This is a genomic window from Caulobacter sp. (assembly GCF_039596335.1).
In the GTDB taxonomy this organism is placed as follows: domain Bacteria; phylum Pseudomonadota; class Alphaproteobacteria; order Caulobacterales; family Caulobacteraceae; genus Caulobacter.
The window spans coordinates 111,875-135,081 of record NZ_JBCNJZ010000008.1; the positions used below are offsets into that span (position 1 = coordinate 111,875).

The window sequence follows — 23,207 nt, forward strand, 5'->3', positions numbered from 1 at the left end:
CCGGGACCTTCGCGAAAGCAGACCATGCGTTACCTCCCCCTGACCCCCGAAGACCGCGTCGAGATGCTCGGCGCGATCGGCGTGAAGTCGATCGACGACCTGTTCGTCGACGTGCCGGCCTCGGCCCGCCGCGACGGAACCGTCGACCTGCCGCTGCACGCCGGCGAAATCGAAGTCGAGCGCGAGATGGCGGGCCTGGCCCGTCGCAACCGTTCGGCGGGGGAGGGACCGTTCTTCTGCGGCGCCGGCGCCTATCGCCACCACGTGCCGGCCACGGTCGACCACATCATCCAGCGGTCGGAGTTCCTGACCAGCTACACGCCCTACCAGCCGGAAATCGCCCAGGGCACCCTGCAGGTCCTGTTCGAGTTCCAGACCCAGGTCGCGGCCCTGACCGGCATGGAAGTGGCCAACGCCTCGCTCTATGACGGCTCGACCGGCGCGGCCGAGGCCGTGATGATGGCCCAGCGCGTCACCCGTCGGAACAAGGCGGTGATGTCGGGCGGCGTCCACCCGCACTACATCGAGACCATCAACACCCTGGCCCACGCGGCCGGCGTGTCGACCCAGGCGATGGCCCCGGCCGTCGACGCCGAGGACGCGGTGATCGCCGCCATCGACGCCGACACGGCCTGCGTCGTCGTCCAGACCCCGAACGTGTTCGGCACGGTCACCGACGTGACCAAGATCGCTGAGGCCGCCCACGCCGCCGGCGCGCTGCTGATCGTCGTGACGACCGAGGCCGTCTCGTACGGCCTGCTGAAGTCGCCCGGCGAAATGGGCGCGGACATCGCCGTGGCCGAGGGCCAGTCGATCGGCAACGGCCTGAACTTCGGCGGTCCCTATGTCGGCCTCTTCGCCTGCAAGGAAAAGTTCGTCCGCCAGATGCCGGGCCGCCTGTGTGGCGAGACGGTCGACGCCGACGGCAAGCGCGGTTTCGTCCTGACCCTGTCGACCCGCGAACAGCACATCCGCCGCGACAAGGCCACGTCGAACATCTGCACCAACAGCGGCCTGTGCGCCCTGGCCTTCTCGATCCACATGAGCCTGCTGGGTGAGACCGGTCTGCGCCAGCTGGCGGCCCTGAACCACCAGAAGGCCGTGGCCCTGCGCGACGCCCTGAAGGCGGTTCCTGGCGTCGAGGTTCTGACCCCGCGCTTCTTCAACGAGTTCGCCATCCGCGTGCCGGGCAAGGCCGCCGAGGTCGTCGAGACCTTGGCCGGCCACGGCGTCATCGCCGGCGTGCCGTTCTCGCGCCTGGACGACGGCGCGGGCTTGGACGACGTGCTGCTGGTCGCGGCCACCGAAACCACGCTCGACATCGACATCAATTTCTTCGCCAAGCTGCTGACCAAGGTGGTGGGCCAATGAGCATGAACAACGTCGGCCGCCCCACGCGCCCGGAAGCTGCCGCGAACGACGCCGGCGGTCATGAAACCCTGACCGGCAACCGCGGTCTGCTCCAGAACGAAGCCCTGATCTTCGAACTGGACGGCTGGAACAAGACCGGCGTCGACCTGCCGGAAGCCGCCGCGCCTTCGAGCGACTTGGCCGGCCTGCTGCGCGCCGCGCCGATCGGCCTGCCGGGCTTGTCGGAGCCGGAAGCTGTCCGCCACTACGTGCGCCTCAGCCAAAAGAACCACGCCATCGACCTGGCGCTGTATCCGCTGGGCTCGTGCACGATGAAGCACAATCCGCGCCTGAACGAGAAGATGGCGCGCCTGCCGGGCTTCTCGGACATCCATCCGCTGCAGCCGCAGTCGACGGTTCAGGGCGCTCTGGAGCTGATGGACCGCCTGGCCCACTGGCTGAAGACCCTGACCGGCATGCCCGCCGTCGCCCTGTCGCCCAAGGCCGGCGCCCACGGCGAGCTGTGCGGTCTGCTGGCCATCCGCGCCGCCCACGAGGCGGCCGGCAACGGCCACCGCAAGACCGTGCTGGCCCCGACCAGCGCCCACGGCACCAACCCGGCCACGGCGGCCTTCGTCGGCTACACCGTCGTCGAGATCGCCCAGACCGAGGACGGCCGCGTCGACTTGGCGGACCTTGAGTCCAAGCTGGGCGACCACGTGGCCGCCATCATGGTCACCAACCCCAACACCTGCGGCCTGTTCGAGCGCGACGTCGTCGAGATCGCACGCCTGACCCATGCGGCGGGCGCATACTTCTACTGCGACGGCGCTAACTTCAACGCCATCGTCGGCCGGGTTCGCCCGGGCGACCTGGGCGTCGACGCCATGCACATCAACCTGCACAAGACCTTCTCGACGCCCCACGGCGGCGGCGGTCCGGGCGCAGGTCCGGTAGTGCTGTCGGAAGCGCTGGCCGCCTTCGCGCCCACGCCCTGGCTGGTCCATGGCGACGACGGTTTCGAGATGGTCGAGCACGCCGGCGAGGAAGGCGCCAAGACCGCCTTCGGCCGCATGAGCGCCTTCCACGGGCAGATGGGCATGTATGTCCGCGCTTATGCCTACATGCTGAGCCACGGGGCCGACGGCCTGCGTCAGGTGGCCGAGGACGCCGTCCTCAACGCCAACTACATCAAGGCCAAGCTCAGCGACGTGATGAGCCCGGCTTTCCCGGAAGGGCCGTGCATGCACGAAGCCCTGTTCGACGACAGCTGGCTGGAAGGCACCGGGGTGACCACGCTCGACTTCGCCAAGGCGATGATCGACGAGGGCTTCCATCCGATGACCATGTACTTCCCGCTGGTCGTCCACGGCGCGATGCTGATCGAGCCGACCGAGACCGAGAGCAAGCAGGAGCTGGATCGCTTCATCGAAGCATTGCGTCTCCTGGCCGGCGCAGCCAAGGCCGGCGAGGTCGAGCGCTTCAAGGGCGCGCCGTTCCATGCGCCGCTCAAGCGCCTGGACGAGACCCAGGCGGCCCGCAAGCCCCGGTTGAAGTGGAAACCTGTGGCTGCGGCGCCACTGGCGGCTGAATAGTAAAGTCCATACCCCTGATCATGGCGAGGGCGCCTTTACGGCGTCCTCGCCGCTCCACATATCGGGGATGCGCATCGGGGCTGCTTGGTTGATCCAGGCAGCAGGCGAACGCGAGCTTCGTTTCGCCCCTCCCATGATTGCCATCGCCCTCGCCATGCCGCGCACACGCCGCACGACCGATGACCTCGCTAGAGAGCTCATTGCGCGTGGGCTCCGTATCCTGCTCGTCACGGTGGGTCTGCTCCTGATCTTGGGCGGCGCGCTGATCGCCCCGCTACCAGGACCGATGGGCCTGCCGCTGACCGTGGCTGGGCTGATGCTGGTGCTGCGTAACTCGTTCAAGGCGCGCAAGCAGTTCGTCCGCTTCCAGCACGCCCACCCCAAGCTGATCTTCCCGCTGCGTCGCCTGCTGCGTCGCGAGCCCGAGGTGGTGCTGGTGGCCTGGCAGCAGGCGCTGCGGGTCGAGCGCCTGATCGTGCCGCGCAAGTGGCGGATGGCCGTGCGCTGGCGCAAGGCGGGCAAGCGCCGCCGCGCCATGAAGTCGGCCGGGCGGTGACCGCCACGGTTTCAGCGATCGAAATCAAGCATCGGGTCCGGCGCCGCGCGCGGCTGGCCTTGCTGCTGCGCGAGTTCGCGGCTCGGGCGTTCCGCTGGGTCGCCATCGGCTTCGGCGCCCTGGTGATCCTGGCCGGCGCGATCCTGACGCCGTTGCCGGGGCATGTGGGCCTGCCGCTGCTGGTGCTGGGCCTGATGGTGGTGCTGCGCTACTCGTTCCAGGCCCGCTAGACCTTCATCCGCTGGCAGCGTCGGCATCCCAAGCTGGTCTTCCCGATCCGCCGCCTGATGCGCCGCGAGCCTGAGGTGCTGCTGGTCGTCTGGCAGCAGATGCTGCGCACCGAGAAGCTGGTTTTGCGCAAGGCACGCTGGCGGCTGCTGAAGCGCACGCGCAAGAAGGCCAAGCGCTACGTCGCTCGCAAGATCGCCCAGCACAATAGGGCGCCGGCCTGAACCTCTCGCTCTGAATTCTTTGTCGTCTTGGGGATTGAGGGACGGTCAGGGCCGCTTGGGTCCGTCGGCATCTCAGGACAATCCATGCGTTTTGCGGTCGAAGCCTCGCTGACCTACGACTTTGCAGGTCCGTGCGAGGTTCTGCTCCTTGTCGAGGCAGCGCACGGACCGGACCAAGTCGCGCATGCCGAAGCCCTGACCTTCTGGCCCAATGTCGACGCAGTGCGGGTCGACGATCCCATCACTTTCGAGCGGCGGACGGTGTTCACCGCCTCGAGCCGCGTAAATGCCCTCTACCGCGCCGAGATCGAGGTCATGCCGCGCGCCCACGACCTGGCCGATGCGCCGGCCATGTTAATCCGCGACCTGCCCAGCGAGGTGCTGCCGTTCCTGCGGGCCAGCCGCTACAGCCCCTCAGACCGGCTGGAGCGCTTCGTGGAGCGGGAGTTCGAGGGCCTGGAGGGCGGACCCAAGGTCCAGGCGATCCTGGATTGAATCGCCACCCACCTGGACTATCGGGCCGGGGTCAGCGACGGGGCCAGCACGGCGGTCGACACCCTTGTGGACCGGGCTGGCGTCTGTCGAGACTTCACCCACCTGGTCATCGGCCTGTGCCGGGCCGCCAACATCCCTGCGCGGGCCGTCAGCGCCTATGCCTGGCGACTCGAACCACCGGACCTGCATGCCATCGCCGAGGTCTATCTGGGCGGCCGCTGGCGGCTGATCGACGCCACGGGCCTGGCGCCCATCGACGGCCTGGTTCGAGTGGCGACGGGACGAGACGCGGCCGACATCGCCTTCATGACCATCTTCGGTCGGGCCTGCCTGATCGAGCAGAGCTTCTCTATCCAGGCTATCGAGCCGTAAGGGTCCCGCGAAGATTGATTGAACGTCGTCCTTTGCCGTCGAGTAGGCGTTCAGCGTTTCTTCGATACGGGCGCGAAGCCAGTCGGTCTGCACGGACATCGTCCAAAGAAAAGGGCGCGGACCTTGCGATCCGCGCCCTTCTGTCTTTGTCCGATGGACCTGGCTGCTATTGCAGCTTGGCGCCCATCTGGCCGATCGCGGTGTCGATCAGCGGGTCGCTCTTGGCGCCGGCGAGGCGGGCGGCCAGGACGGCTTCGGCAGCTTGGGCGGCCATGTCGACTGCGGCGGCCTTCACGTCGGCGGCGGCTTGAGCCTCGGCCTGGGCGATCTTGCGTTCGGCCATCTCGGCGCGGCGCTTGATCTGCTCCTCGAGCTTTTCCTTGGCTTCCTCGGCCAGACGCTTGGCGTCGGCCTTGGCGGCTTCCAGCATGCCCGCGGCTTGGCGCTCGGCGTCCTCGCGCTGGGCCTTGACGTCCGCGAGCAGAGCTTGGGCCTCTTCACGCAGCTTCTGGGCTTCGTCGAGCTCGGCCTTGATCTTGGCGGCGTAGCCGTCAAGGGCGCCGAACAGAGCGCCCGGCAGGACCTTCAGGACGACCAGCAGGCCGAAGAAGACCACCAGGGCGACCAGAACCCAGAACTCGGGGTTCGAGACGCTGAACAGGGATTCGTGTTCCATCTTCAGCGCTCCTTAGGCCAGAGCCGACTTCAGCTCGGCGGCCGAAGCCGCCTTGCCCGTCAGCTTCTCGACGATCGCACCGGCCGTGTCCTCTGCCACCACGCGGACCTGGCTCAGGGCCTGGTCGCGGGCGGTCTGGATCGAAGCTTCGGCCGCAGCCAGCTTCTCAGCCAGCACGGCCTCTTCCTTGGCCTGACGCTCGGCGGTCTCGGCTGCGGCCTTGGCCTTGGCGTCGGCAGCGGTCTTCTGGGCCTTGGCGCGAGCCTCGGCCACCTCGGCGGCGGCCGCGCGGGCCTGGGCCTCGGCTTCGTCCTTCATGCGACGGGCGTCAGCGATGTCGCCGGCGATCTTGGCGCCGCGCTCGTCGATGGCGCCGCTGACGCGGGGCAGAAGGCCCTTCGACAGCACCGCGTAGAGAACGGCGAAGATGATCAGCAGCCAGACGATTTGACCGCCCCAGTGCTCGAATTGCAGCTGCGGAAGACCGCCGCTGCTTTCGTGCCCCTGAGCGACTTCCGTCGTCTCGGTCGTGCCGTGATGTTCCGTCGCCATGGGCGAAGGCGCCTCTCAGCTAGAGCGCCGCATGCGGGTGAAAGATCGACCCGGCCCACACGACGCTAGGAAAATAAAAAGCATGAAGCGCGGCGGTCTCCGGACGAGACCGCCGCGCTTCAAGGATCGGATTACGAGAACAGGATCAGGAAGGCGACGACCAGGGCGAAGATGCCCAGGGCTTCCGTCAGAGCCATGCCCAGGAACAGCATCGGGCGCTCTTGAGCGGCGGCGGTCGGGTTGCGCAGGGCGCCTTGGAAGTAGTTGCCGAACATCACGCCCAGGCCAACGCCCGCGCCGATCATGCCGAGCATGGCCAGGCCAGCGCCGATGTACTTAGCAGCAGCAGCGTCCATGATAGAGACTCCTTAGGAAGGGTATGTAGGTTGAAAGACTAGTGGTTGATCAGTGGCTGTCGAGGTGCACGACGTCGTTGAGATAGACGCAGGTGAGCACCGCGAACACGAAGGCCTGAAGGAAGGCCACCATGAACTCGAGGGCCGTCAGGGCGACGACGGAGGTCAGGGCCAGGGCCGCACCGGCCCAGCCCAGGATGCCGAGACCGCCCAGGGCGATCACGAAGCCGGCGAAGATCTTAAGCACGACGTGGCCGCCGACCATGTTGCCGAACAGACGCAGCGCCAGGGTCAGCGGGCGGACCAGGAACGAGACGATCTCGATCAGGACCACCAGCGGCAGGATCCAGCCGGGGACGCCCGACGGGGCGAACAGCTTGAAGAACTTGAGGCCGTTCTTGGCGAAGCCGACGGCGACCACGGTCAGGATGACCAGCAGGCCCAGCGTCAGGGTGACGGCCAGCTGCGAGGTCGACGTGAAGACCAGGAACATGCCCTGCAGGTTCATGAACAGCACGAACGCGAACAGGGTGAAGACGAACGGCAGGAACTTCTTGCCTTCGTGACCGATGATCGACTCCGCGAGACCGTCGACCAGTCCGTAGAGCAGCTCGCCCACCGACTGCAGGCGGCCCGGGATCACAGCCTTGCGGGCCGACAGGCTGTAGAAGCCGATGACCAGCAGGGCGGCCGACATCATCGCAGCGACCGAATTGGTGATCGACAGGTCGATGGCGCCCAGGCCGGGAACGGTCACGGTCGGCAGTTCCACGATCTTGCTGATCTGGAACTGGTGCATCGGATCGGCCATTGGCCCTAGTCTCTCTTCTGCTTGGGGACGGTTGGCCCGTCTCCCATGTGTTCGTCAGCTTTCGCCGACGCCTGCGCGCTCAGTTTCATCGCCTTGCGGACGATGGAGAAAATCGCGAGCCCCAGACCGATCAGCAGACCGCCGACCATGCCCCAGGGGCTCGTGTGGACGTAATGGTCGAGGAGCCAGCCGAAGCCGAGACCCACCAATACGCCCCCGATCAGATCCGCCAGAAGGCGGTAGCCGTCCTGGCTGGCCTTTTCGGACGCCGCCTTGGCGGGTTTTTCCGCCGCTTTCTTCGCCTCGAAAGCGGCGAGCCGAGCGTCCAGGCTGTCGAAAGCCTTGTCGTTCGTCTCGTCGGCCTTGGGCATGGGAAGCGGCAGGTCCGAAAACGCCGCGGACACGCCAAAAAAAGGCGCTTTTCCGGCCGGCTTGATCGGCGCGGAACCTATAGACCTCGTTGCAGTGCGTCAAGACGACCTAGCCGAGTCGCAAGCCCCGGTAATCCTTGAGGAAATCGTCTTTCCGTTCGGGAAGGGGCAAAACCGTCCCCGATCTTTGGCGCGCCAGCCCCTACCGACAGTGGGAACGGCTTCCTACATATCGCGCGTTCTCCCGACGTCGCTCCCCCTAGGCACGGAGCGCCGGGCCCGATGACGCATTGATTTTTTCGTCAATCTGGGCTTTAGAGCCGCCGCCTCCAAACAATACGAAGATTCATGTCGCACCTGAAAAACACCGGTTTCGCCGATCGTATCTCCGCTCAGCAGGAAGCCAAGAAGGCTATGCTGGCCAAGTTCAAGGCCAAGCCGACCGTCCAGGACCCCGATTTCGACAAGCGCGAAGAGCAACGCGCTGCCGAACTCGAAGCTGTCCGCGCCGCTCGCGCCGAAGCCAAGGAAGCGGCACGCCTCGAAGCTGTCGCGCGCCAAGAAGCGATCATGGCCGTCAAGCGCGCCGAGCGTAAAGAACGCAAGGTCGCCGAAGCCGCCGAGCAGCGTGAGCGCAAGGAAGTCAAGGCGCAGGCCCGCGAAGAGCTGCGCGCCCTGGGCAAGACCAGCAACAGCAAGGCTGACCGCGCCCACCAGTGGGCCAGCCTCTGGAGCAGCTGATCTCCTGACGATCAGACAAGGGGTCCTTCGGGGCCCCTTTTTCTTTGCGTGATGCGCGAAACGGGACCATGAGGCGCTCATGGTTTCCCTGGACGTCATCGCCACCCTGTTCGTGGTCGCCACCCTGGCTGGCGCGCTCGACGCCATCGCTGGCGGCGGCGGCCTGGTGACCCTGCCCGCCCTGCTGCTGGCGGGGCTGTCGCCCGTTCAGGCCCTGGGCACCAGCAAGCTTCAGAGCACATTCGGCGCGCTGTCGGCGACGACCGCCTTCGCCCGTCGCGGCATGATCGACTGGAAGACCGCCTGGCCGGTCGCCCTCGGAGCCGGGATTGCCGGCCTGTGCGGCGCGCTGTGCGCCAGCCTGCTGTCGCCACAGCTGCTGCGGGCCGTGGTGCCGCTGATGCTGATCGCCATCGCCCTCAATTTCGGCTTCTCGCGCGCCCTCAAGAGCGAGGACGTCGCGCCGCGCATGGCGCTGATCCCGTTCGCCTGTTTCGTCGCGCCGCTGGTCGGCTTCTACGACGGCATCTTCGGCCCCGGGGCAGGCGCTTTCTACATGATCGCGATCGTCACCCTGCTGGGCTACGGCGTGCTGAAGGCCACGGCCCACACCAAGCTGGCCAACGCCGCCAGCAATCTGGGCGGCCTCTCGCTGTTCATCCTCAAGGGCGCGGTCGTCTGGCCGATCGGCCTTGTCATGGCGGTCGGGGCCTTCCTGGGCGCCCAGATCGGCTCGCGCCTGGCCGTGCGCTTCGGGCCCAAGCTGATCCGGCCGCTGCTGGTGACGATCTCGTGCGCCATGGCCATCAAGCTGCTGGCCGACCCGACCAACCCCATCCGCCAGGCCGTCCAGGGCCTCTTGGTCGGCGTCTAGCTAGGCGACTAGCTTCTCGGCGGTCGACAGGTCGACGCTGACCAGCTGGCTGACGCCGCGCTCGGCCATGGTCACCCCGAAGAGACGGTCCATCCGGCTCATGGTCACCGGATTGTGCGTGATGGCGATGAAGCGCGTCTGGGTGCGCCGGCGCATCTCGTCCAGCATGTTGCAGTAGCGGTCGACATTGGCGTCATCGAGCGGGGCGTCGACTTCGTCCAGCACGCAGATCGGGGCCGGATTGGCCAGGAAGACGCCGAAGATCAGGGCGCTGGCCGTCAGGGCCTGCTCGCCGCCGCTCATCAGGCTCATGCTGGCCATGCGCTTGCCGGGTGGGCAGGCGAAGATCTCCAGGCCGGCCTCCAGCGGGTCGTCGCTTTCGATCAGCTTCAGCTCGGCCTGGCCACCCCCGAACAGCGCCTGGAAGAGCGTCTGGAAGTTTGCGTTAATTACGTCGAAGGCGGCCAGCAGGCGCTCGCGCCCTTCGGCGTTCAGCTCCTCGATGCCGGCCCGCAGCTTGGTCACCGCGCCCGACAGGTCGGCCCGCTCGGTCCTCATGATCTCGAGGCGCCCGGCATATTCCTGGGCCTCTTCCTCGGCGCGCAGGTTCACCGGGCCGATGGAGTCGCGCTCTCTTTCAAGCGCGAAAAGGTGAGCTTCCACACCTGCGGCGTCCTTCGGGACAGCCACGGCCTCGCCGGCGACGTGGCGGCCCAGCTCTTCGGGCTCCATGCGGGCCTGCTCGCGGATGGCCGAGGCCACTTCGGCGAAGCGCTGGCGGGCGCCGTCCAGATGGGCGACCAGGGCCGCGCGCTTTTCCCGGGCCTCGCCGGCGGCCTGTTCGGCGGCTCGGGCGGCGCGGTCGTTGTTGAGGCGGGTGGTTTCGGCCGCTTCCAGGGCGTCGCTGGATTTGGTCCGGCGCGTATCGGCGGCGGTGAACTCGTCCAGCAGGGCGACCAGCTTTTCCTTCAGCACCACCGGCGCTTCGCGCGCGGCTTCCAGGAGCGCGGCGGCCTTCACCCGGTCGGCGTCCAGGGCCTCGGTGCGCTTGGCGGCGCTCTCGGCCCGCTTGGACCAGTCGGCGTGGTCGCGCTCCAGGCTCTCCAGGCGACGCTGGCGGCCGGCCCTCTCGCGGGTCTCGACATCGAGCGCGGTGCGGGCGGCGCTGGCCGCCTCGCGGGCCTGGGCCGAGGCCTGGCGGGCTTGCGCCAGCTGCGGCTGCAGGTCGCCCGAGGTCTGGGCGGCGGCGTGGGCCTGGCGGGCCTGGGCCAGGCCTTCGTCGGTTTCGACCTTCTCGGCCTCGAAACGGGCGATGGTGTCGTCCAACGACTGGGCGCGGGCCGCCCGCATCGCCTGCTCGCGCTCGAACTTGGCCACCTGCTCGCGGGCCCCGTTCAGCAGGCGCTCGGCGTCGGGCGGGCCGCGGCGCTTGTCGCGCAGCAGCTCCTCGACGGCGCGCATGCGGTCGGCGGCGGTCTTCAGAGCGGCGTTGGTGGCGTCGGCGCGCGGCGCCAGCACGTCGATCTCGGCCTCGACCTCGGCCAGGCGGGTGCGCTGCTCCAGGCGGATGGCGGCTGGCTTGGGCGCGTCGGCGCGGGCCACGAAGCCGTCCCAGCGCCACAGGTCGCCTTCGCGCGACACCAGCCGCATGCCGACCTTGAGGTCCTTCTGCAGGCGATCGCCGTCGGTGCGGGCCACGACGGCTACGTGCGAGAGACGGGCAGCCAGGGCCGGCGGCGCCTTCACCAGCGGGGCCAGCGGCTCGGCGCCCTCCGGCCAGCTCGGCGTGGGCGCTTCTGCGCCGCCCCAGTAGGAAGGCGCCTTGGCGTCGAGGGCGGCGTCCAGGTCGTCGCCCAGGGCGGCGGCCAGGGCGGCGCCATAGCCCTTGTCGGGCGCGACGCTGTCCAGGGCCGGGGCGTGGCCGCTCTTGCTGCGCGGGGCGGTCAGCTGAGCCAGGCCGCGCGCCTCGGTGCGCAGGCGGCCCAGCTGGTCCTCGACATTGCGCGCCAGCTGGCGGGCCTGGGCCTCCTGCTCGGCGGCTTTCACGCGCTCGTTCTCGGCCTCTTCCAGCGCCGCGCGGGCGGCGGCCAGGGCGGTCTCGGCATTGGCGAAGCGCTGGCGAGCGTCGGCGGCGGCCGGGTCGATCTCGGGACCGACGGCGGCCCGCTCGGCCTTGGCCTGGTCCAGGGCGCGGTTGGTGCGGTTGGCGCGGGCGTCGGCCTCGGACAGGCGGGCGGCGGCGGCGCGGCCTTGGGCCTCCTCGGCGGCGACGCGGGCGGCCAACTGCTCGACCTGGGTTTCGGCGGCGGCGCGGGCCTCCTCGGCGGCCTTGGCGGCAGCGGCCAGTTCCGGACCCCGCTCGGGCGCGGCGGCGACCAGGGCGCGGACCTCAGTCAGCTCGGCGTTGATCCGGGCCAGGGCGGCGGCGGCGTCGGCCGTGGCCTGCTCCTCGCGGCCGCGGTCGGCGTCGATGCGGGCCAGATCGTTGGACAGGCGTTCGAATTCGGCGGCGGCGGCCTCGGCCTCGCGCTCGGCGCGGTCCTTCTGGATCGCCAGCTGCCCCAGGATCGCCTGGGCGATGGTCGCTTCCTCCCGCAGGGGCGGCATGGCGGCCTCGGCGTCGGTAATGGCGACCTGGGCGGCGGCGCTGGCGCGGGCGGTCTCCTCGACGGCCCGGGCGGCTTCTGTGGCCTCACGCTGGGTGCGCTCCAGCGCATCCCGAGCCTCGGTCCAGCGGCTGTACAGCACCGCCCCCTGCACGGCGCGGATCTCGGCCGACAGGCGCTTGTACTTCTCGGCCTGGCGGGCCTCGCGCTTGAGGCGGTTCAGGGCTGTCTCAAGCTCGCGCGCCACGTCGTCCAGGCGCGAGAGATTGCCTTCGGCGGCCCGCAGCCGCAGCTCGGCCTCGTGGCGGCGGGTATGCAGGCCCGAGACCCCGGCGGCCTCTTCCAGGATGCGGCGGCGGTTCTGCGGCTTGGCGCCGATCAGCTCGCTGATCTGGCCCTGGCGGACCAGGGCCGGCGAGTTGGCCCCGGTCGAGGCGTCAGCGAACAACAGCTGGACGTCGCGGGCCCGAACCTCGCGGCCGTTGATGCGGTAGGTCGAGCCGGCCCCCCGGTCGATGCGGCGCACGACCTCGAGGATCGGGTCATCGTTGAACTGGGCGGGGGCCGTGCGGTCGGCGTTGTCGATGGTCAGGGCGACATCGGCGTGGTTGCGCGGCGGTCGCGCGCCGCTGCCGGCGAAGATCACGTCGTCCATGCCGCCCGCGCGCATGGCCTTGGCCGAGTTGGCGCCCATCACCCAGCGCAGGGCTTCCAGCAGGTTGGACTTGCCGCAGCCGTTCGGCCCAACGATGCCCGTCAGGCCGGGCTCGATCCGGAACTCGGTCGGCTCGACGAAGGACTTGAAGCCCGAAAGGCGCAGGCGCTGGAACTGCACGAGGCGGTCCCGTCTGGGGTCCCTAGCCCTTCGCCTTGGCGGCGAAGGCTTTGGACAACGTGGCGAAGTCGGTGTCGCCGACGTGCTGGACGCCGTTGACGAAGAAGGTCGGGGTGCTCTGGACGTGCTCGACCTCGACCGCGCGGGCGGCGCGTTCGTTGACGGCCTTCAGGGCCGCCGGATCGTTCAGCGCCGCCGAGAACTGGGCGTCCGTCAGGCCGTACTGCTTGGCGATGGCCAGCAGGCCCTCGAACAGCTTGCCGCTCTCGTAGATCGACGCCTGGCGCTCGAACACCGTGGTCAGCACCTCGAAGTACTTGCCCGGGACGCGGCGCGCCAGGATGAAGCCGGCGGCAGCGAACTCGTTCGGCGGGGTGAGGAATTCGCGGAACACGAACCGCACCTTGCCGGTGTCGATGAAGCTCTTGCGCACCTGGGGCAGCACCGTCGTCCACCAGTGGGCGCAGTGCGGGCAGCTGGCTGAGGCGTAGACCACCAACTGCACCGACGCCTTGGGCGAGCCCAGCAACATCTCGCCGGGAACCGGCGGCATCTGGCCAGCGCGCGCCATGGCAGGACTGGCCGTCGCGACGGCCAGCCCGGAAACGATCAGCGCGCGCCGGTCCAGGGTCATTACTTCGAAGCTTCCTCGATGGCCTTGTCCAGCTCGGCCAGGCTGCGAGCGCCGCCCTCGTCTCCGCCGACCTTCTTGCCGTTGACGACGAAGGTGGGGGTGCCCTGGATCTTGGCTTCCTTGCTGTATTTCTCGACGCGCGCGTTCAGGGCCTTCAGGCCCTTTTCGTCGGTGACGCAGGCGTTGAACTGCTCTTCACTCATGCCGGCCGACTGGGCCACGCGCAGCAGGCCTTCACGGAACTGGCCGGTCTGGAACATCTCGCCCTGGGCGCGATAGACCGAGTCCACGACCTGGAAATATTTGTCCTTGCCGGCGCAGCGCGCCATCAGGAACGCGGCGGCGGCCACTTCCTGCGGCGGGGTCAGGATCTCGCGGTAGACGTAGTTGATCTTGCCGGTGTCGATATATTTGGCCTTGAAGGCCGGATAGACGTCCTCGTTCCACTCGGCGCAGTGGCTGCACGAGGCCGAGGCGTACTCGACCACGGTGACCTTGGCGCTGGCGTTGCCCTGGGTCATGTCCTCGGCGGTGACGGTCTCGCCCTTGGGGCCGCAGGCGGCAAGCCCGGCGGCGAGCGCGGCGACGACAGTGACTCGGCTGATCAGCGAACGCATGGAATTTGGCCCTCGACGGTCGATTGGAAAGTTAAGCCCGATTCTCGTTATCGCGCGAAAAGGGCCTAAACCGTGACAGCGCATGAGCTTCACGGCGAAGCGGTTGTCAATGGCGTGAGCGGGCGTTCAGCGCTCCGAAGCCAGCACGCCTCGGCCCAGCTTCAGCAGGGCCTGCTTCAGATCGCCGTCGGGCTGTTCGGACAGGCTGTCGGAGAGCTGCTTTTCCAAGGCCGCGTCCAGGGGCGGCTTGCGGCGTGGACGCTGAGCCACGGGCGCAGCGGGAGCCTTCACCGGGCCCTGGACGATGCGCAGACGCGTGACCACGCCCTTGCCCAGCAGCATGTCCAGGCGGGCGGTGATCTGCGGCGCCTGGTGCTGGATCAGCGAGGCCACAGGGCCGTCGACGCGCAGCTCCAGCGCCCCGCCGTCGCCGTTGCGGCCCTTGATGATGCGGACCGGCTCGGTACGGCGGGCCAGGGTGTCGCCGACGATCTCGCGCCAGCGGGCCTGCAGGGCGGCCGGACCCTTGCCGTACTTCTCTTCCAGCGACTTCAGCAGCGGCGCCAGGTTCTTGCCGGCCGGCGGCGGCGAACGGAACTGCGGCCGAGTGCGCTTCTTGCTCAGGATCGCAAGGGCTTCTTCCGGCGTGGGCAAGGGGCGGCGCATGACCAGAAAGCTAGCACGACGCCCGGCCTTCGGGGTAGGCAAGGAGACGATGAAAGACCGCGACGCCCTCCGTTCTGCTCTCTTGGCCTGGTACGACGCCCAGGCGCGCACCTTGGCCTGGCGGACCTCGCCCGGCGATCGCCGCGCCGGCGTGCGTAGCGATCCCTACCGCGTCTGGCTGTCGGAGGTGATGCTGCAGCAGACCACCGTGCCGCACGCCACGCCCTATTTCCTGGGCTTCACCGAGCGCTGGCCGACGGTGTCCGACCTTGCCGCGGTCGAGGACGGCGAGCTGATGGCCGCCTGGGCGGGGCTGGGCTACTACGCCCGGGCCCGCAACCTGCTGGCCTGCGCCCGGGCGGTAGCCGGCGAGCACGGCGGGGTCTTTCCGGATACCGAGGACGGCCTGCGGGCCCTGCCGGGCGTGGGGGCCTATACCGCCGCCGCTGTCGCCGCGATCGCCTTCGACCGCGCCGCCAATGTCGTCGACGGCAATGTCGAGCGGGTGATGTCGCGATTGTTTGCGGTCGAGACGCCGCTGCCCGACGCCAAGCCCGAGCTGAAAGCCCTGGCCGCCGAGCTGGTCACCGGCGATCGGCCCGGCGACTGGGCTCAGGCGCTGATGGATTTGGGCGCGACGGTCTGCAAGCCGAAGTCGCCACTGTGCGACCGCTGTCCGGTCTCGACCTGGTGCGACGCCTATGCCGGCGGCGCGCCCGAGACCTATCCAAAGAAGACCAAGAAGGCCGACCGGCCGCGCCGTCACGGCGTGGCCTATGTCCTGACGCGTGGAAACGAGGTCGCCCTGGTCCGCCGTCCGCCCAAGGGCCTACTGGGCGGGATGCTGGGCTTGCCGACCAGCGAGTGGCGGGCCGAACCGTTCTCCGATGCGGAAGCCGCCGTCGCCGGGCCGGTCGCCGCCGCCTGGCGCGACCTGGGCGCGGTCGAGCACGTCTTCACGCACTTCTCCCTGACCCTGCGCGTGTTCGCAGCCCAGGGGGCGAACGATGGTGACTTCGTCTGGACGCCCAAGGAAGGGCTGGGCGCGCTGCCCAGCGTCTTCCTGAAGGCGGCGCGCGCGGCCGAGCGGCTGATCTAGTTCATCCCCGCGCGGACCTGAGCGCGCAGGACATCGATGGGGGCCAGGCCCGCGTCGGTCTTGAAGTGCCAGTAGGTCCAGCCGTTACAGGCCGGAGCGGATTGAACGAGGGCGCCGATCTTGTGGATCGAGCCCGACAGGTCGCCGACCGTGATCGAGCCGTCCGGGCGCACCTTGGCGGCGTGGTTGCCCTTGGCGCAGTAGAGGGTGTCGCCCGGCGACAGCAGGCCGCTCTCGACGATCGTGCCGAACGGCACGCGCGGCTCGGCGCGCTTGCTGCCCATGATGTCCAGGTCTTCCGGCGCGATCGGCACGACCTTGGCGATGCGTTCTTTGGCGTGGCCGATATATTCGGCCTCGCGCTCGATGCCGATGAACTTGCGGCCCAGGCGCTTGGCGGCCGCGCCGGTGGTGCCGACGCCGAAGAACGGATCCAGGATCACGTCGCCCGGCTTCGTCGTCGACAGGATCACCCGATAGAGCAGGGCTTCCGGCTTCTGGGTCGGGTGGGCCTTCTGGCCGTCGGCGCCCTTAATGCGCTCTTCGCCGGTGCATAGCGGGATGGTCCAGTCCGAGCGCATCTGCACCTCGTCATTGGCCATCTTCAGGGCGTCGTAATTGAAGGTGTAGCGCTTGGCGTTCTGGCTCTTCGACGCCCAGATCAGGGTCTCGTGAGCGTTTGCGAAGCGGGTGCCCTTGAAGTTGGGCATCGGGTTGGACTTGCGCCAGACGATGTCGTTCAGGATCCAGAAGCCCAGGTCCTGCACGGCCACGCCGACGCGGAAGATGTTGTGATAGCTGCCGATCACCCAGATCGCGCCGTCGTCCTTCAGGACGCGGCGGGCGGCCTTCAGCCACTCGCGGGTGAACTTGTCGTAGGCGGCGAAGCTCTCGAACTGGTCCCAATGGTCGTCGACCGCGTCGACCTTGGAATTGTCGGGACGCAGCAGGTCGCCGCCCAGCTGCAGATTGTAGGGCGGGTCGGCGAAGATCAGGTCGACCGACTTCTCCGGCAGGGCATTCATCTGCTCGATGCAGTCGCCCAGGATAATGGTTTCCGGCCCGAACTTCATGGTCCCGTTCCTTTAGAAAGCGAACGGAATCATGAGTCTTTCTGGTAAATGCGGTGTGTAGAGACGTGGTTACCGGGCGATTAACCTTACCGTTTGAGTCCGGTTGGACTCAAAACCCTTGCGCGATCAGGCGTCTAGGTCGCCACGGATAATTTCGCCGGCCAGGGCGGCCTTCACCGGCGCCCAACCCATGCGATGGATCGGCGAGGGGCCAAGCTTGCGCAGGCCCTCGACGTGGATCGGAGCGTGATAGCCCTTGTGGCCGGCGAAGCCGTAGCCGGGATAGACCGTGTCCATCTCGACCATGATCCGGTCGCGGGCTTCCTTGGCCAGGATCGAGGCCGCGGCGATCGAGCACGACAACGAGTCGCCCTTGACCACGGTCTTCACCGTGCAGGGCAGCTTGAAGGCGTAGTTGCCGTCGACCAGGGCGAAGACCGGCGTCACCGACAGGCCCGAGACGGCGCGATGCATGGCCAGGCCCGCGGCGTGCAGGATGTTGAGCTCGGCGATCTCCTCGATCGAGGCCATGCCGACGCACCACGAAATGGCGACGGCCTTGATCTCTTCCTCCAGGGCCGCGCGGGCCTTGGCGGTCAGCTTCTTGGAGTCGTTCAGGCCCTTGGGGATGCGGTCGGGATCCAGGATCACCGCCCCGGCGCTGACCGGCCCGGCCCAGGGGCCGCGCCCGGCCTCGTCCACCCCGCAGACAGGTCCCTGTCCGCAGGCCAGTTCCAGCATCATGTCGGGCCCGGTGCGCATGGCTCGAGGTCTAGGCGGATTTGACGGGGATGCAAACGGCGTCTTCATCGCGCTCTGAGTTTGCGCCATATCTCAACAACACAGGGTAGAGTTCAGGGAGGGCGCGATGGGGGTCTTTGTGGGGGTGGCCTTGGCCGTGGCGCTGGCCGGTGACACGGCCGCGAGCGCTTCGCCTTATCGCGTCGGCGACTGTCTATGGGACGCTCTGTCGACGGCGCAGCAGCAGGAGGTCCTCGTCGCCTACGGCAAGGGGATGGGGGCAGCCACCTCGACCTTGGCGCAGCACGACGCGACGGTGCAGGCGGCCGCGCCGCGATGCGTTGGAGCCGAGGGCGCGCCCGCATTGTTATTGAAGGGCGCCGCGGCCTCGGCGATGATCCGGTCTGTCTCGAGCCGGTCGCTCCAGAGCGAGCGAGGATTGGACGCTTCGGCCCTCGAACGCACTTGGACGGCAAGTTCGGAGACCGCCAGGACGTGCACGCGGGTCTTTGCCGCCAAGGTGTTCGGCCCGATGGCCGACAAGGTTCTGAGCGGCCAGACCTGCGCGTATCCCAAGGCGCCGCTGGAGCTTCTGAATGCGCTGAAGCTGGACCCGAAGGCGCCGGGCGACCAGAGCGCCGTTCGGCATGCCCTGATCCACTTCAACGGCCGGGCCCAAGGCGAATTGATGGAGGCGATGCTGGCGGCGTTCCTGGGCTATGGTGCGCCCAAGAGCTGACGGACGAGGTTTTCTTGGTGACGATGAAGACGGCGCGACATGGGGCTGCGGTGTTGGCCGCGACGGGTCTGATGTTCCTGGCCCACGCGGATCTGGCCCTTGCTCAGGACGCCATCGCGTCGTCGGCGGCGGGCGACTGGACCCTGGTCTGGTCCGACGAGTTCGATGGCGATCGGCTGGACGAAACCAAGTGGGCCTATGCGGCTGACTGTGGCGGTGGCGGCAACGACGAGCGGCAATGCTACGACGTCACTGCCGAGACGGTGTCGGTTGGCGGCGGCGTACTGAAGCTGACCGCGATCAAGCGCAAGACCACGGGCCTGGCCAATCCCTGGGCCGGCCCGACCGGACCGATGAAGACCGGCGACTACGCCTCGGGCAAGATTCTGACCCAGGGCAAGGTCAGCTGGCGCTATGGCCGGATCGAGGCCCGCGCCAAGGTTCCCGGCGGACAGGGCGTCTGGCCGGCGATCTGGATGATGCCGGACTTCTCGACCTATGGCGGCTGGCCGCGCTCGGGCGAGATCGACATCCTGGAGGCGGTGAACCTGGGCGCGCCATGCGGCGCGTGCGACGGCGGGCGTGAGAACCGGGTGTTCGGGACGATCCACTTCGCCGGCGACGAGACCGGATCGCACAGCCAGCGCAGCACCGGGACGCTGATGCCCGTGTCCGACGACGGGTTCCACGTCTATGCGGTCGAGTGGTCGGCCGAGGCGATCACCTGGTTCGTCGACGGCGTGCAGTACGCCCAGGCCAAGGCCGCCGACTGGAAGCGCAAGGATCAGGCGGCTGGTCCCGCGCCGTTCGACCAGCCCTTCCACCTGATCCTGAACCTGGCCTTTGGCGGCCGCTGGCCCGAGGGCGCCAACGCCAAGGGAATCGACGAGACGGCCTTGCCGGCGACAATGGAGGTCGACTGGGTGAGAGTCAGCCAGCGCGTCCCCAAACCGTAGGAGCCGTCGTGACCCCGTTTCACCAGCTGCTGGTCAACAACCTGGTCGCCAACATCACCAATTTCACGGTCTGGTTCGCCCTGACCTTCTACGTCTATTTGGAGACCCGTTCGGTGTTCGCCACCGGCATGATCGCCGGCGTCTATCTGGTGCTGACCGCCGTCTCGGGCTTTTGGTTCGGCAGCCTAGTGGACCATCACCGCAAGACCGTGGCCATGGCCGGGTCCAGCGTGGCGTCTCTGGCCTTCTACCTGCCGGCCCTGATCCTGCTGCTCTTGGCCCCCAAGGGGGCGATGGCCGATGTCGGCGCGCCGTGGCTGTGGGGGTTGATCGGCCTGACCATGCTGGGCGTCATCGCCGGCAATGTCCGCGGCATCGCCCTGCCGACGCTGGTGACCATCCTCATTCCCGAGGAAGAGCGCGACAAGGCCAACGGCCTGGTCGGCATGGTGTCGGGCATCGGCTTTCTCACGACCTCGGTGATCAGCGGCCTGCTGGTGGCCTGGGGCGGCATGACCTACGTGCTGGTCTTCGCCCTGGCCTTCACCCTGGCGGCGCTGGCCCATCTGCTGACCATCCGGATCGACGAACCCCGCGCCCAGCCGGCCGACGACGCGCCGGCCGAGCCGCGCAAGGTCGACCTGCGCGGCACCATCCGGGTGATCGCCGCTGTGCCGGGCCTGTTCGCCCTGATCTTCTTCGCGACCTTCAACAACTTCCTGGGCGGGATCTTCATGGCGCTGCTGGACGCCTATGGCCTGTCGCTGGTGTCGGTGCAGGTCTGGGGCCTGCTGTTCGGCGTGCTGTCGGTGGCCTTCATCCTCAGCGGCATCGTCGTCAGCCGCGTGGGCCTTGGGGCCAGCCCCTTGCGCACCCTGCTACTGGTCAATCTGATCACCTGGGCGGTGTGCTGCGTCTTCACCCTGAAGGCGTCGATCGTGCTGCTGGCGGCCGGCTGCTTCGTCTGGATGCTGCTGGGCCCCGTCGCCGAGGCCGCCGAGCAGACCACCCTGCAGAAGGTGGTGCCGCTGGAGCGCCAGGGCCGCGTCTTCGGCTTTGCCCAGTCGGTAGAGCAGGCGGCCTCGCCGCTGACAGCTTCCTGATCGGCCCGCTGACCCAGTTCGTGGTCATTCCGTTCATGACCCACGGCGCCGGCGCGGCAGCGATCGGCGACTGGTTCGGACGCGGCGCCGACCGGGGCATCGCCCTGGTCTTCACCCTGGCCGGGGTGGTCGGCGTGGTCGCCACCGTGCTGGCCTTCAACTCGCGGGCCTACAAGCGGCTGTCGGCGACCTATGCGAAGGGCGCGGCGGCCTAGACCCGCTTGGCCATCGCCTTGCATTCTGCGTGGCGGAAGCAGGTGGTCAGGTGGTCGTTGACCAGGCCCGTGGCTTCCATGAACGCATAGGTGATCACCGGACCGCAGAACTTGAAGCCCTTGGCCTTCAGAGCCTTGGCCATGTCGACGGCCAGCGGAGTCTGGGTCGGGACCTCACCCGCGCGCCATTCATTCTGGATCGGCGCGCCGCCGACCATGTCCCACAGGAAGGTCCCGAAGTCCTCGCCCCGCTCGCGCATGTCCAAATAGATCCGCGCGCCCGAGATGGCCGCGTCGATCTTGGCGTTAGAGCGGATGATGCCGGCGTCGGCCATCAGCCGGGCGCGGTCGGTCTCGTCGAAGCGCGCCACCTTCTCCGGATCGAAGCCGGCGAAGGCCGCGCGGAAGCCCTCGCGCTTGCGCAGGATGGTGATCCACGACAGCCCGGCCTGGAAGCCGTCCAACACCAGCTTCTCCCACAGGGCGCGGCTGTCCCACTCGGGCACGCCCCACTCGTGGTCGTGATAGGCCTCGTAGAACGGGTCCCCGTTCATGCCCTTCCAGGTGCAGCGCGCGTGCTCGGTCATGCGGCGACGCTACCAGAACTTTTCGAGAACGAAAGCCCCTAGGCAAGCCAAGCCGGACGCTCGACCGTCACCGGACGGCCGTCGGCGGTCAGGTCCGCGCCCTCGATGCGGTCCAGGCGCAGGATGGCCATGGCCCGGCCGTCGCGGCCGCTCAGCACCTCGCCGGCCCGCAGGTTGCCGGCCAATACCTCGGTCCCGAAGGCCGGGGCGGGGCCCTCAAAGGTGATCGGCAGCATGCGGTTCTTGATCGTGCCGCGCCGCTTCATCCGGCTGGTGGTTTCCTGGCCGACAAAGCAGCCCTTCTTGAAGTCGATTCCGGCTAAGAGGTCGAAATTGGCCTCGATCGGATAGGTCGCCTCGCTACCCCAGTCGGCGGGGCCCGGGGCGCTCAGGGCCAGGCGATGGGCCTCATAGGCCTCTTCGTCGGCATTGGCCTCGCGCTCGCCATAGGCCCGCGCGCCCAGGCCCGGCAGGCGCGGGTCGACATAGTCGCCTGAGGCTTCACCGCCCCAGATCGCGAACACCGGCAGGTCACTGGCTTCCAGCGTCGCCTTGGCCCGCAGGCGGTACATGATCAGCCGGGTCAGGATCGCGGCCCGATGCTCGGCCGCCACGTCCAGCAGGGCGCCGCCGTCTTCCGTCGCCGCCACGAACAGGTCGTACAGCACCTTGCCCTGCGGGGTCAGCAGCGCCGCGAAGCGCAGTTCGCCAGGCTGGATGGCCTCGACATCCTGGGTCAGCAGGCCCTGCAGGAAGCTCTTCCAGTCCGGTCCGGATACGGCGATGACGGCGCGGGAGGCGAGGGGGGCGACGGTAAGCGTGCTCATGTCCGCACATGTGGCGCCGAGAGCGCACCTCCGCCAGTCCTGAAAAAGACCGAAAGCTCAACTGTTAACGTGGGATGCGTCGACTCACAGACGCATCTATAGATGGACCGATGACACAGCGGGCCTTCCCGATTCTCTTCATCACGGCCACCCGCATCGGCGATGCGGTGCTGTCGTCCGGCCTGATTAAGATGCTGGCCGACCAAATCCCCAACGCGCGCTTCAGCATCGTCGCCGGCCCCCTGGCCGCGCCGCTGTTCGCCCATGTGCCGGGCCTGGACCGCGTGATCGTCATGGAGAAGGGCAAGGGCAAGGGCCACTGGTTCAAGCTCTGGAACCAGGTGCGCCACAAGAAGTGGGGCCTGGTCGTCGACCTGCGCGGCTCGGGCACGGCCCTCTTCCTGCGCCGCGAGAAGCGGGCGATCTGGAAGAAGACCGCCGGCGAGCCGGTGCACAAGGTCATCGACGCGGCCCGCACCCTGAAGCTGGAAGGCGACCCGCCGGCCCCGCATCTCTACATCAACGACGAGGTCCAAGCCCTGGCCGACGGCCTGCTGGGCGACGGCGGTCCAATCCTGGCCATGGGGCCGGCCTCGAACTGGATCGGCAAGGTCTGGCCGATCGAGCGCTTCATCCAGACCGCCGCCCAGTTGCTGGACAAGGACGGCCCCATGGCCGGCGGGCGGCTGCTGATCCTGGGTGGTCCGGAAGACCAGCGCATGGTCGAGGAGCTGCGCATGGCCACCGCGCGCGGCCGCTGCATCGACCTGACCGGCAAGGTGGATCTCTTGACCGCCTATGCCTGCCTGCGGCGGGCGCGAATGTTCATCGGCAACGACTCGGGCCTGATGCACATCAGCGCCGCCGCCGGGACGCCGACCCTGGGCCTATTCGGGCCTTCGGACGAGCGCCGCTATGCCCCGTGGGGCGAGCACGCCCAGGCCATTCGCGGCCCGCGCGGCTTCGAGCAGTTCCTGGCCGTCGACCCGGATCTCTCCCAGGCCATCCGCCACATGAGCGACCTGCCGGTGGCCCAGGTGGTCCGTGAAGCCAAGGCCCTGCTGGCTCGCACCGCACCCGCCGACGTCTCGGCCCAGGCCGCGGTGGTCGAGGCCGCGATCGCCGAGGAGGAGGCCGGTGTCGAAGCCGCGCCGCCGGCCGAGGACATCGCGCCGGAACACGTCTTGGTGGTGGAAGAGCCTTCCGCCCAGGAAGAGGCGGTCGAAGAAGCGCTGGCCGAGGAACGCCCCGCCTCGCAGGGATGAGCGGATAAGGCTTGCGGGGCGGAAGCAGGACTCCTACGACCGC

General features: G+C 68.4%; 24 protein-coding genes and 2 pseudogenes. 13 read left to right on the forward strand and 13 right to left on the reverse strand.

What is annotated here, in order from left to right; all coding sequences use genetic code 11:
* Positions 1–24 precede the first annotated feature (24 nt).
* The 6 genes and pseudogenes from gcvPA to ABDW31_RS18095 all read left to right on the forward strand — a co-directional run bounded on the left by gcvPA (position 25) and on the right by ABDW31_RS18095 (position 4,820).
* The gene (gene gcvPA, locus ABDW31_RS18070) at positions 25–1,371 is read left to right on the forward strand and encodes an aminomethyl-transferring glycine dehydrogenase subunit GcvPA (RefSeq protein WP_184723386.1); all 1,347 of its coding nucleotides are present in this window, start codon (positions 25–27) and stop codon (positions 1,369–1,371) included.
* Positions 1,368–2,945 carry an aminomethyl-transferring glycine dehydrogenase subunit GcvPB gene (gene gcvPB / locus ABDW31_RS18075; protein ID WP_343699321.1) on the forward strand — a complete coding sequence of 526 codons (1,578 nt, stop codon included), beginning with the start codon at positions 1,368–1,370 and terminating at the stop codon, positions 2,943–2,945. The genes gcvPA and gcvPB overlap by 4 nt, the downstream gene beginning before the upstream one ends.
* A 133-nt stretch (positions 2,946–3,078) precedes the next feature.
* On the forward strand, positions 3,079–3,501 hold the full coding sequence (locus ABDW31_RS18080; RefSeq protein WP_184723379.1) for a hypothetical protein: 423 nt from the start codon (positions 3,079–3,081) through the stop codon (positions 3,499–3,501).
* Positions 3,498–3,953, forward strand: a pseudogene (locus ABDW31_RS18085) (hypothetical protein). Before ABDW31_RS18080 ends, ABDW31_RS18085 begins: the two are co-directional and overlap by 4 nt.
* 84 nt (positions 3,954–4,037) lie before the next feature.
* Positions 4,038–4,448: a hypothetical protein gene (locus ABDW31_RS18090; RefSeq protein ID WP_343699322.1), complete on the forward strand. Its 411-nt coding sequence runs from the start codon at positions 4,038–4,040 to the stop codon at positions 4,446–4,448.
* A gap of 12 nt (positions 4,449–4,460) precedes the next feature.
* Entirely contained in the window at positions 4,461–4,820 is a 360-nt protein-coding gene (locus tag ABDW31_RS18095; RefSeq protein WP_343699418.1) for a transglutaminase family protein, read from the forward strand.
* 166 nt (positions 4,821–4,986) lie between these two features.
* On the opposite strand, the gene ABDW31_RS18100 is transcribed toward ABDW31_RS18095, so the two are convergent.
* The 5 genes from ABDW31_RS18100 to ABDW31_RS18120 all read right to left on the reverse strand — a co-directional run bounded on the left by ABDW31_RS18100 (position 4,987) and on the right by ABDW31_RS18120 (position 7,586).
* Positions 4,987–5,496 (reverse strand): F0F1 ATP synthase subunit B, encoded by a 510-nt coding sequence (locus ABDW31_RS18100; RefSeq protein ID WP_184723374.1) that lies wholly within the window; start codon positions 5,494–5,496, stop codon positions 4,987–4,989.
* A 12-nt stretch (positions 5,497–5,508) separates the two neighbouring features.
* Positions 5,509–6,048 (reverse strand): hypothetical protein, encoded by a 540-nt coding sequence (locus ABDW31_RS18105; protein ID WP_184723371.1) that lies wholly within the window; start codon positions 6,046–6,048, stop codon positions 5,509–5,511.
* Between the two features lie 131 nt (positions 6,049–6,179).
* A complete protein-coding gene (locus ABDW31_RS18110; RefSeq protein WP_184723368.1) occupies positions 6,180–6,404 on the reverse strand; it encodes a F0F1 ATP synthase subunit C in 225 nt (74 codons plus the stop codon).
* Positions 6,405–6,453: 49 nt separating this feature from the next.
* A complete protein-coding gene (locus tag ABDW31_RS18115) occupies positions 6,454–7,215 on the reverse strand; it encodes a F0F1 ATP synthase subunit A (RefSeq protein ID WP_184723365.1) in 762 nt (253 codons plus the stop codon).
* A 5-nt stretch (positions 7,216–7,220) separates the two neighbouring features.
* Entirely contained in the window at positions 7,221–7,586 is a 366-nt protein-coding gene (locus ABDW31_RS18120) for an AtpZ/AtpI family protein (RefSeq protein ID WP_184723362.1), read from the reverse strand.
* Positions 7,587–7,934: 348 nt separating this feature from the next.
* Here ABDW31_RS18120 and ABDW31_RS18125 point away from each other — a divergent pair, with 348 nt between their 5' ends.
* On the forward strand, positions 7,935–8,327 hold the full coding sequence (locus tag ABDW31_RS18125) for a DUF6481 family protein (protein WP_184723359.1): 393 nt from the start codon (positions 7,935–7,937) through the stop codon (positions 8,325–8,327).
* A 79-nt stretch (positions 8,328–8,406) separates the two neighbouring features.
* Complete coding sequence (locus tag ABDW31_RS18130; RefSeq protein ID WP_343699323.1) at positions 8,407–9,201, forward strand: TSUP family transporter; 795 nt, start codon at positions 8,407–8,409, stop codon at positions 9,199–9,201.
* Here ABDW31_RS18130 and smc read toward each other — a convergent pair whose 3' ends face one another.
* The 4 genes from smc to ABDW31_RS18150 form a co-directional block, all read right to left on the reverse strand.
* Complete coding sequence (smc, locus tag ABDW31_RS18135) at positions 9,202–12,642, reverse strand: chromosome segregation protein SMC (protein ID WP_343699324.1); 3,441 nt, start codon at positions 12,640–12,642, stop codon at positions 9,202–9,204.
* A gap of 22 nt (positions 12,643–12,664) precedes the next feature.
* A complete protein-coding gene (locus ABDW31_RS18140) occupies positions 12,665–13,276 on the reverse strand; it encodes a thioredoxin domain-containing protein (RefSeq protein ID WP_184723350.1) in 612 nt (203 codons plus the stop codon).
* On the reverse strand, positions 13,276–13,893 hold the full coding sequence (locus ABDW31_RS18145) for a DsbA family protein (RefSeq protein WP_343699325.1): 618 nt from the start codon (positions 13,891–13,893) through the stop codon (positions 13,276–13,278). The genes ABDW31_RS18140 and ABDW31_RS18145 overlap by 1 nt, the downstream gene beginning before the upstream one ends.
* 126 nt (positions 13,894–14,019) lie before the next feature.
* On the reverse strand, positions 14,020–14,559 hold the full coding sequence (locus ABDW31_RS18150) for a DciA family protein (protein WP_184723345.1): 540 nt from the start codon (positions 14,557–14,559) through the stop codon (positions 14,020–14,022).
* Positions 14,560–14,608: 49 nt separating this feature from the next.
* On the opposite strand from ABDW31_RS18150, the gene mutY reads away from it, so the two are divergent.
* Positions 14,609–15,658 carry an A/G-specific adenine glycosylase gene (mutY, locus tag ABDW31_RS18155; RefSeq protein WP_343699326.1) on the forward strand — a complete coding sequence of 350 codons (1,050 nt, stop codon included), beginning with the start codon at positions 14,609–14,611 and terminating at the stop codon, positions 15,656–15,658.
* On the opposite strand, the gene ccrM is transcribed toward mutY, so the two are convergent.
* Both ccrM and ABDW31_RS18165 read right to left on the reverse strand, forming a co-directional pair.
* Complete coding sequence (gene ccrM, locus ABDW31_RS18160; protein WP_343699327.1) at positions 15,655–16,731, reverse strand: adenine-specific DNA-methyltransferase CcrM; 1,077 nt, start codon at positions 16,729–16,731, stop codon at positions 15,655–15,657. The two genes, mutY and ccrM, sit on opposite strands and share 4 nt — an antisense overlap.
* Before the next feature lie 126 nt (positions 16,732–16,857).
* The gene (locus tag ABDW31_RS18165) at positions 16,858–17,493 is read right to left on the reverse strand and encodes a ribonuclease HII (protein ID WP_184723336.1); all 636 of its coding nucleotides are present in this window, start codon (positions 17,491–17,493) and stop codon (positions 16,858–16,860) included.
* A gap of 130 nt (positions 17,494–17,623) precedes the next feature.
* On the opposite strand from ABDW31_RS18165, the gene ABDW31_RS18170 reads away from it, so the two are divergent.
* From ABDW31_RS18170 to ABDW31_RS18180, 3 genes and pseudogenes are all read left to right on the forward strand, one after another.
* On the forward strand, positions 17,624–18,211 hold the full coding sequence (locus ABDW31_RS18170) for a hypothetical protein (protein ID WP_343699328.1): 588 nt from the start codon (positions 17,624–17,626) through the stop codon (positions 18,209–18,211).
* 23 nt (positions 18,212–18,234) lie between these two features.
* A complete protein-coding gene (locus tag ABDW31_RS18175; RefSeq protein WP_343699419.1) occupies positions 18,235–19,167 on the forward strand; it encodes a glycoside hydrolase family 16 protein in 933 nt (310 codons plus the stop codon).
* 8 nt (positions 19,168–19,175) lie between these two features.
* Positions 19,176–20,485, forward strand: a pseudogene (locus tag ABDW31_RS18180) (MFS transporter).
* Here the strand turns inward: ABDW31_RS18180 and ABDW31_RS18185 are convergent.
* Both ABDW31_RS18185 and ABDW31_RS18190 read right to left on the reverse strand, forming a co-directional pair.
* A complete protein-coding gene (locus ABDW31_RS18185; RefSeq protein ID WP_343699329.1) occupies positions 20,482–21,072 on the reverse strand; it encodes a DNA-3-methyladenine glycosylase I in 591 nt (196 codons plus the stop codon). The pseudogene ABDW31_RS18180 and the gene ABDW31_RS18185 sit on opposite strands and share 4 nt — an antisense overlap.
* A 38-nt stretch (positions 21,073–21,110) precedes the next feature.
* On the reverse strand, positions 21,111–21,899 hold the full coding sequence (locus ABDW31_RS18190) for a folate-binding protein YgfZ (protein WP_343699330.1): 789 nt from the start codon (positions 21,897–21,899) through the stop codon (positions 21,111–21,113).
* A gap of 110 nt (positions 21,900–22,009) precedes the next feature.
* On the opposite strand from ABDW31_RS18190, the gene ABDW31_RS18195 reads away from it, so the two are divergent.
* Positions 22,010–23,164 (forward strand): glycosyltransferase family 9 protein, encoded by a 1,155-nt coding sequence (locus ABDW31_RS18195; protein ID WP_343699331.1) that lies wholly within the window; start codon positions 22,010–22,012, stop codon positions 23,162–23,164.
* The last annotated feature ends 43 nt before the right edge of the window (positions 23,165–23,207 follow it).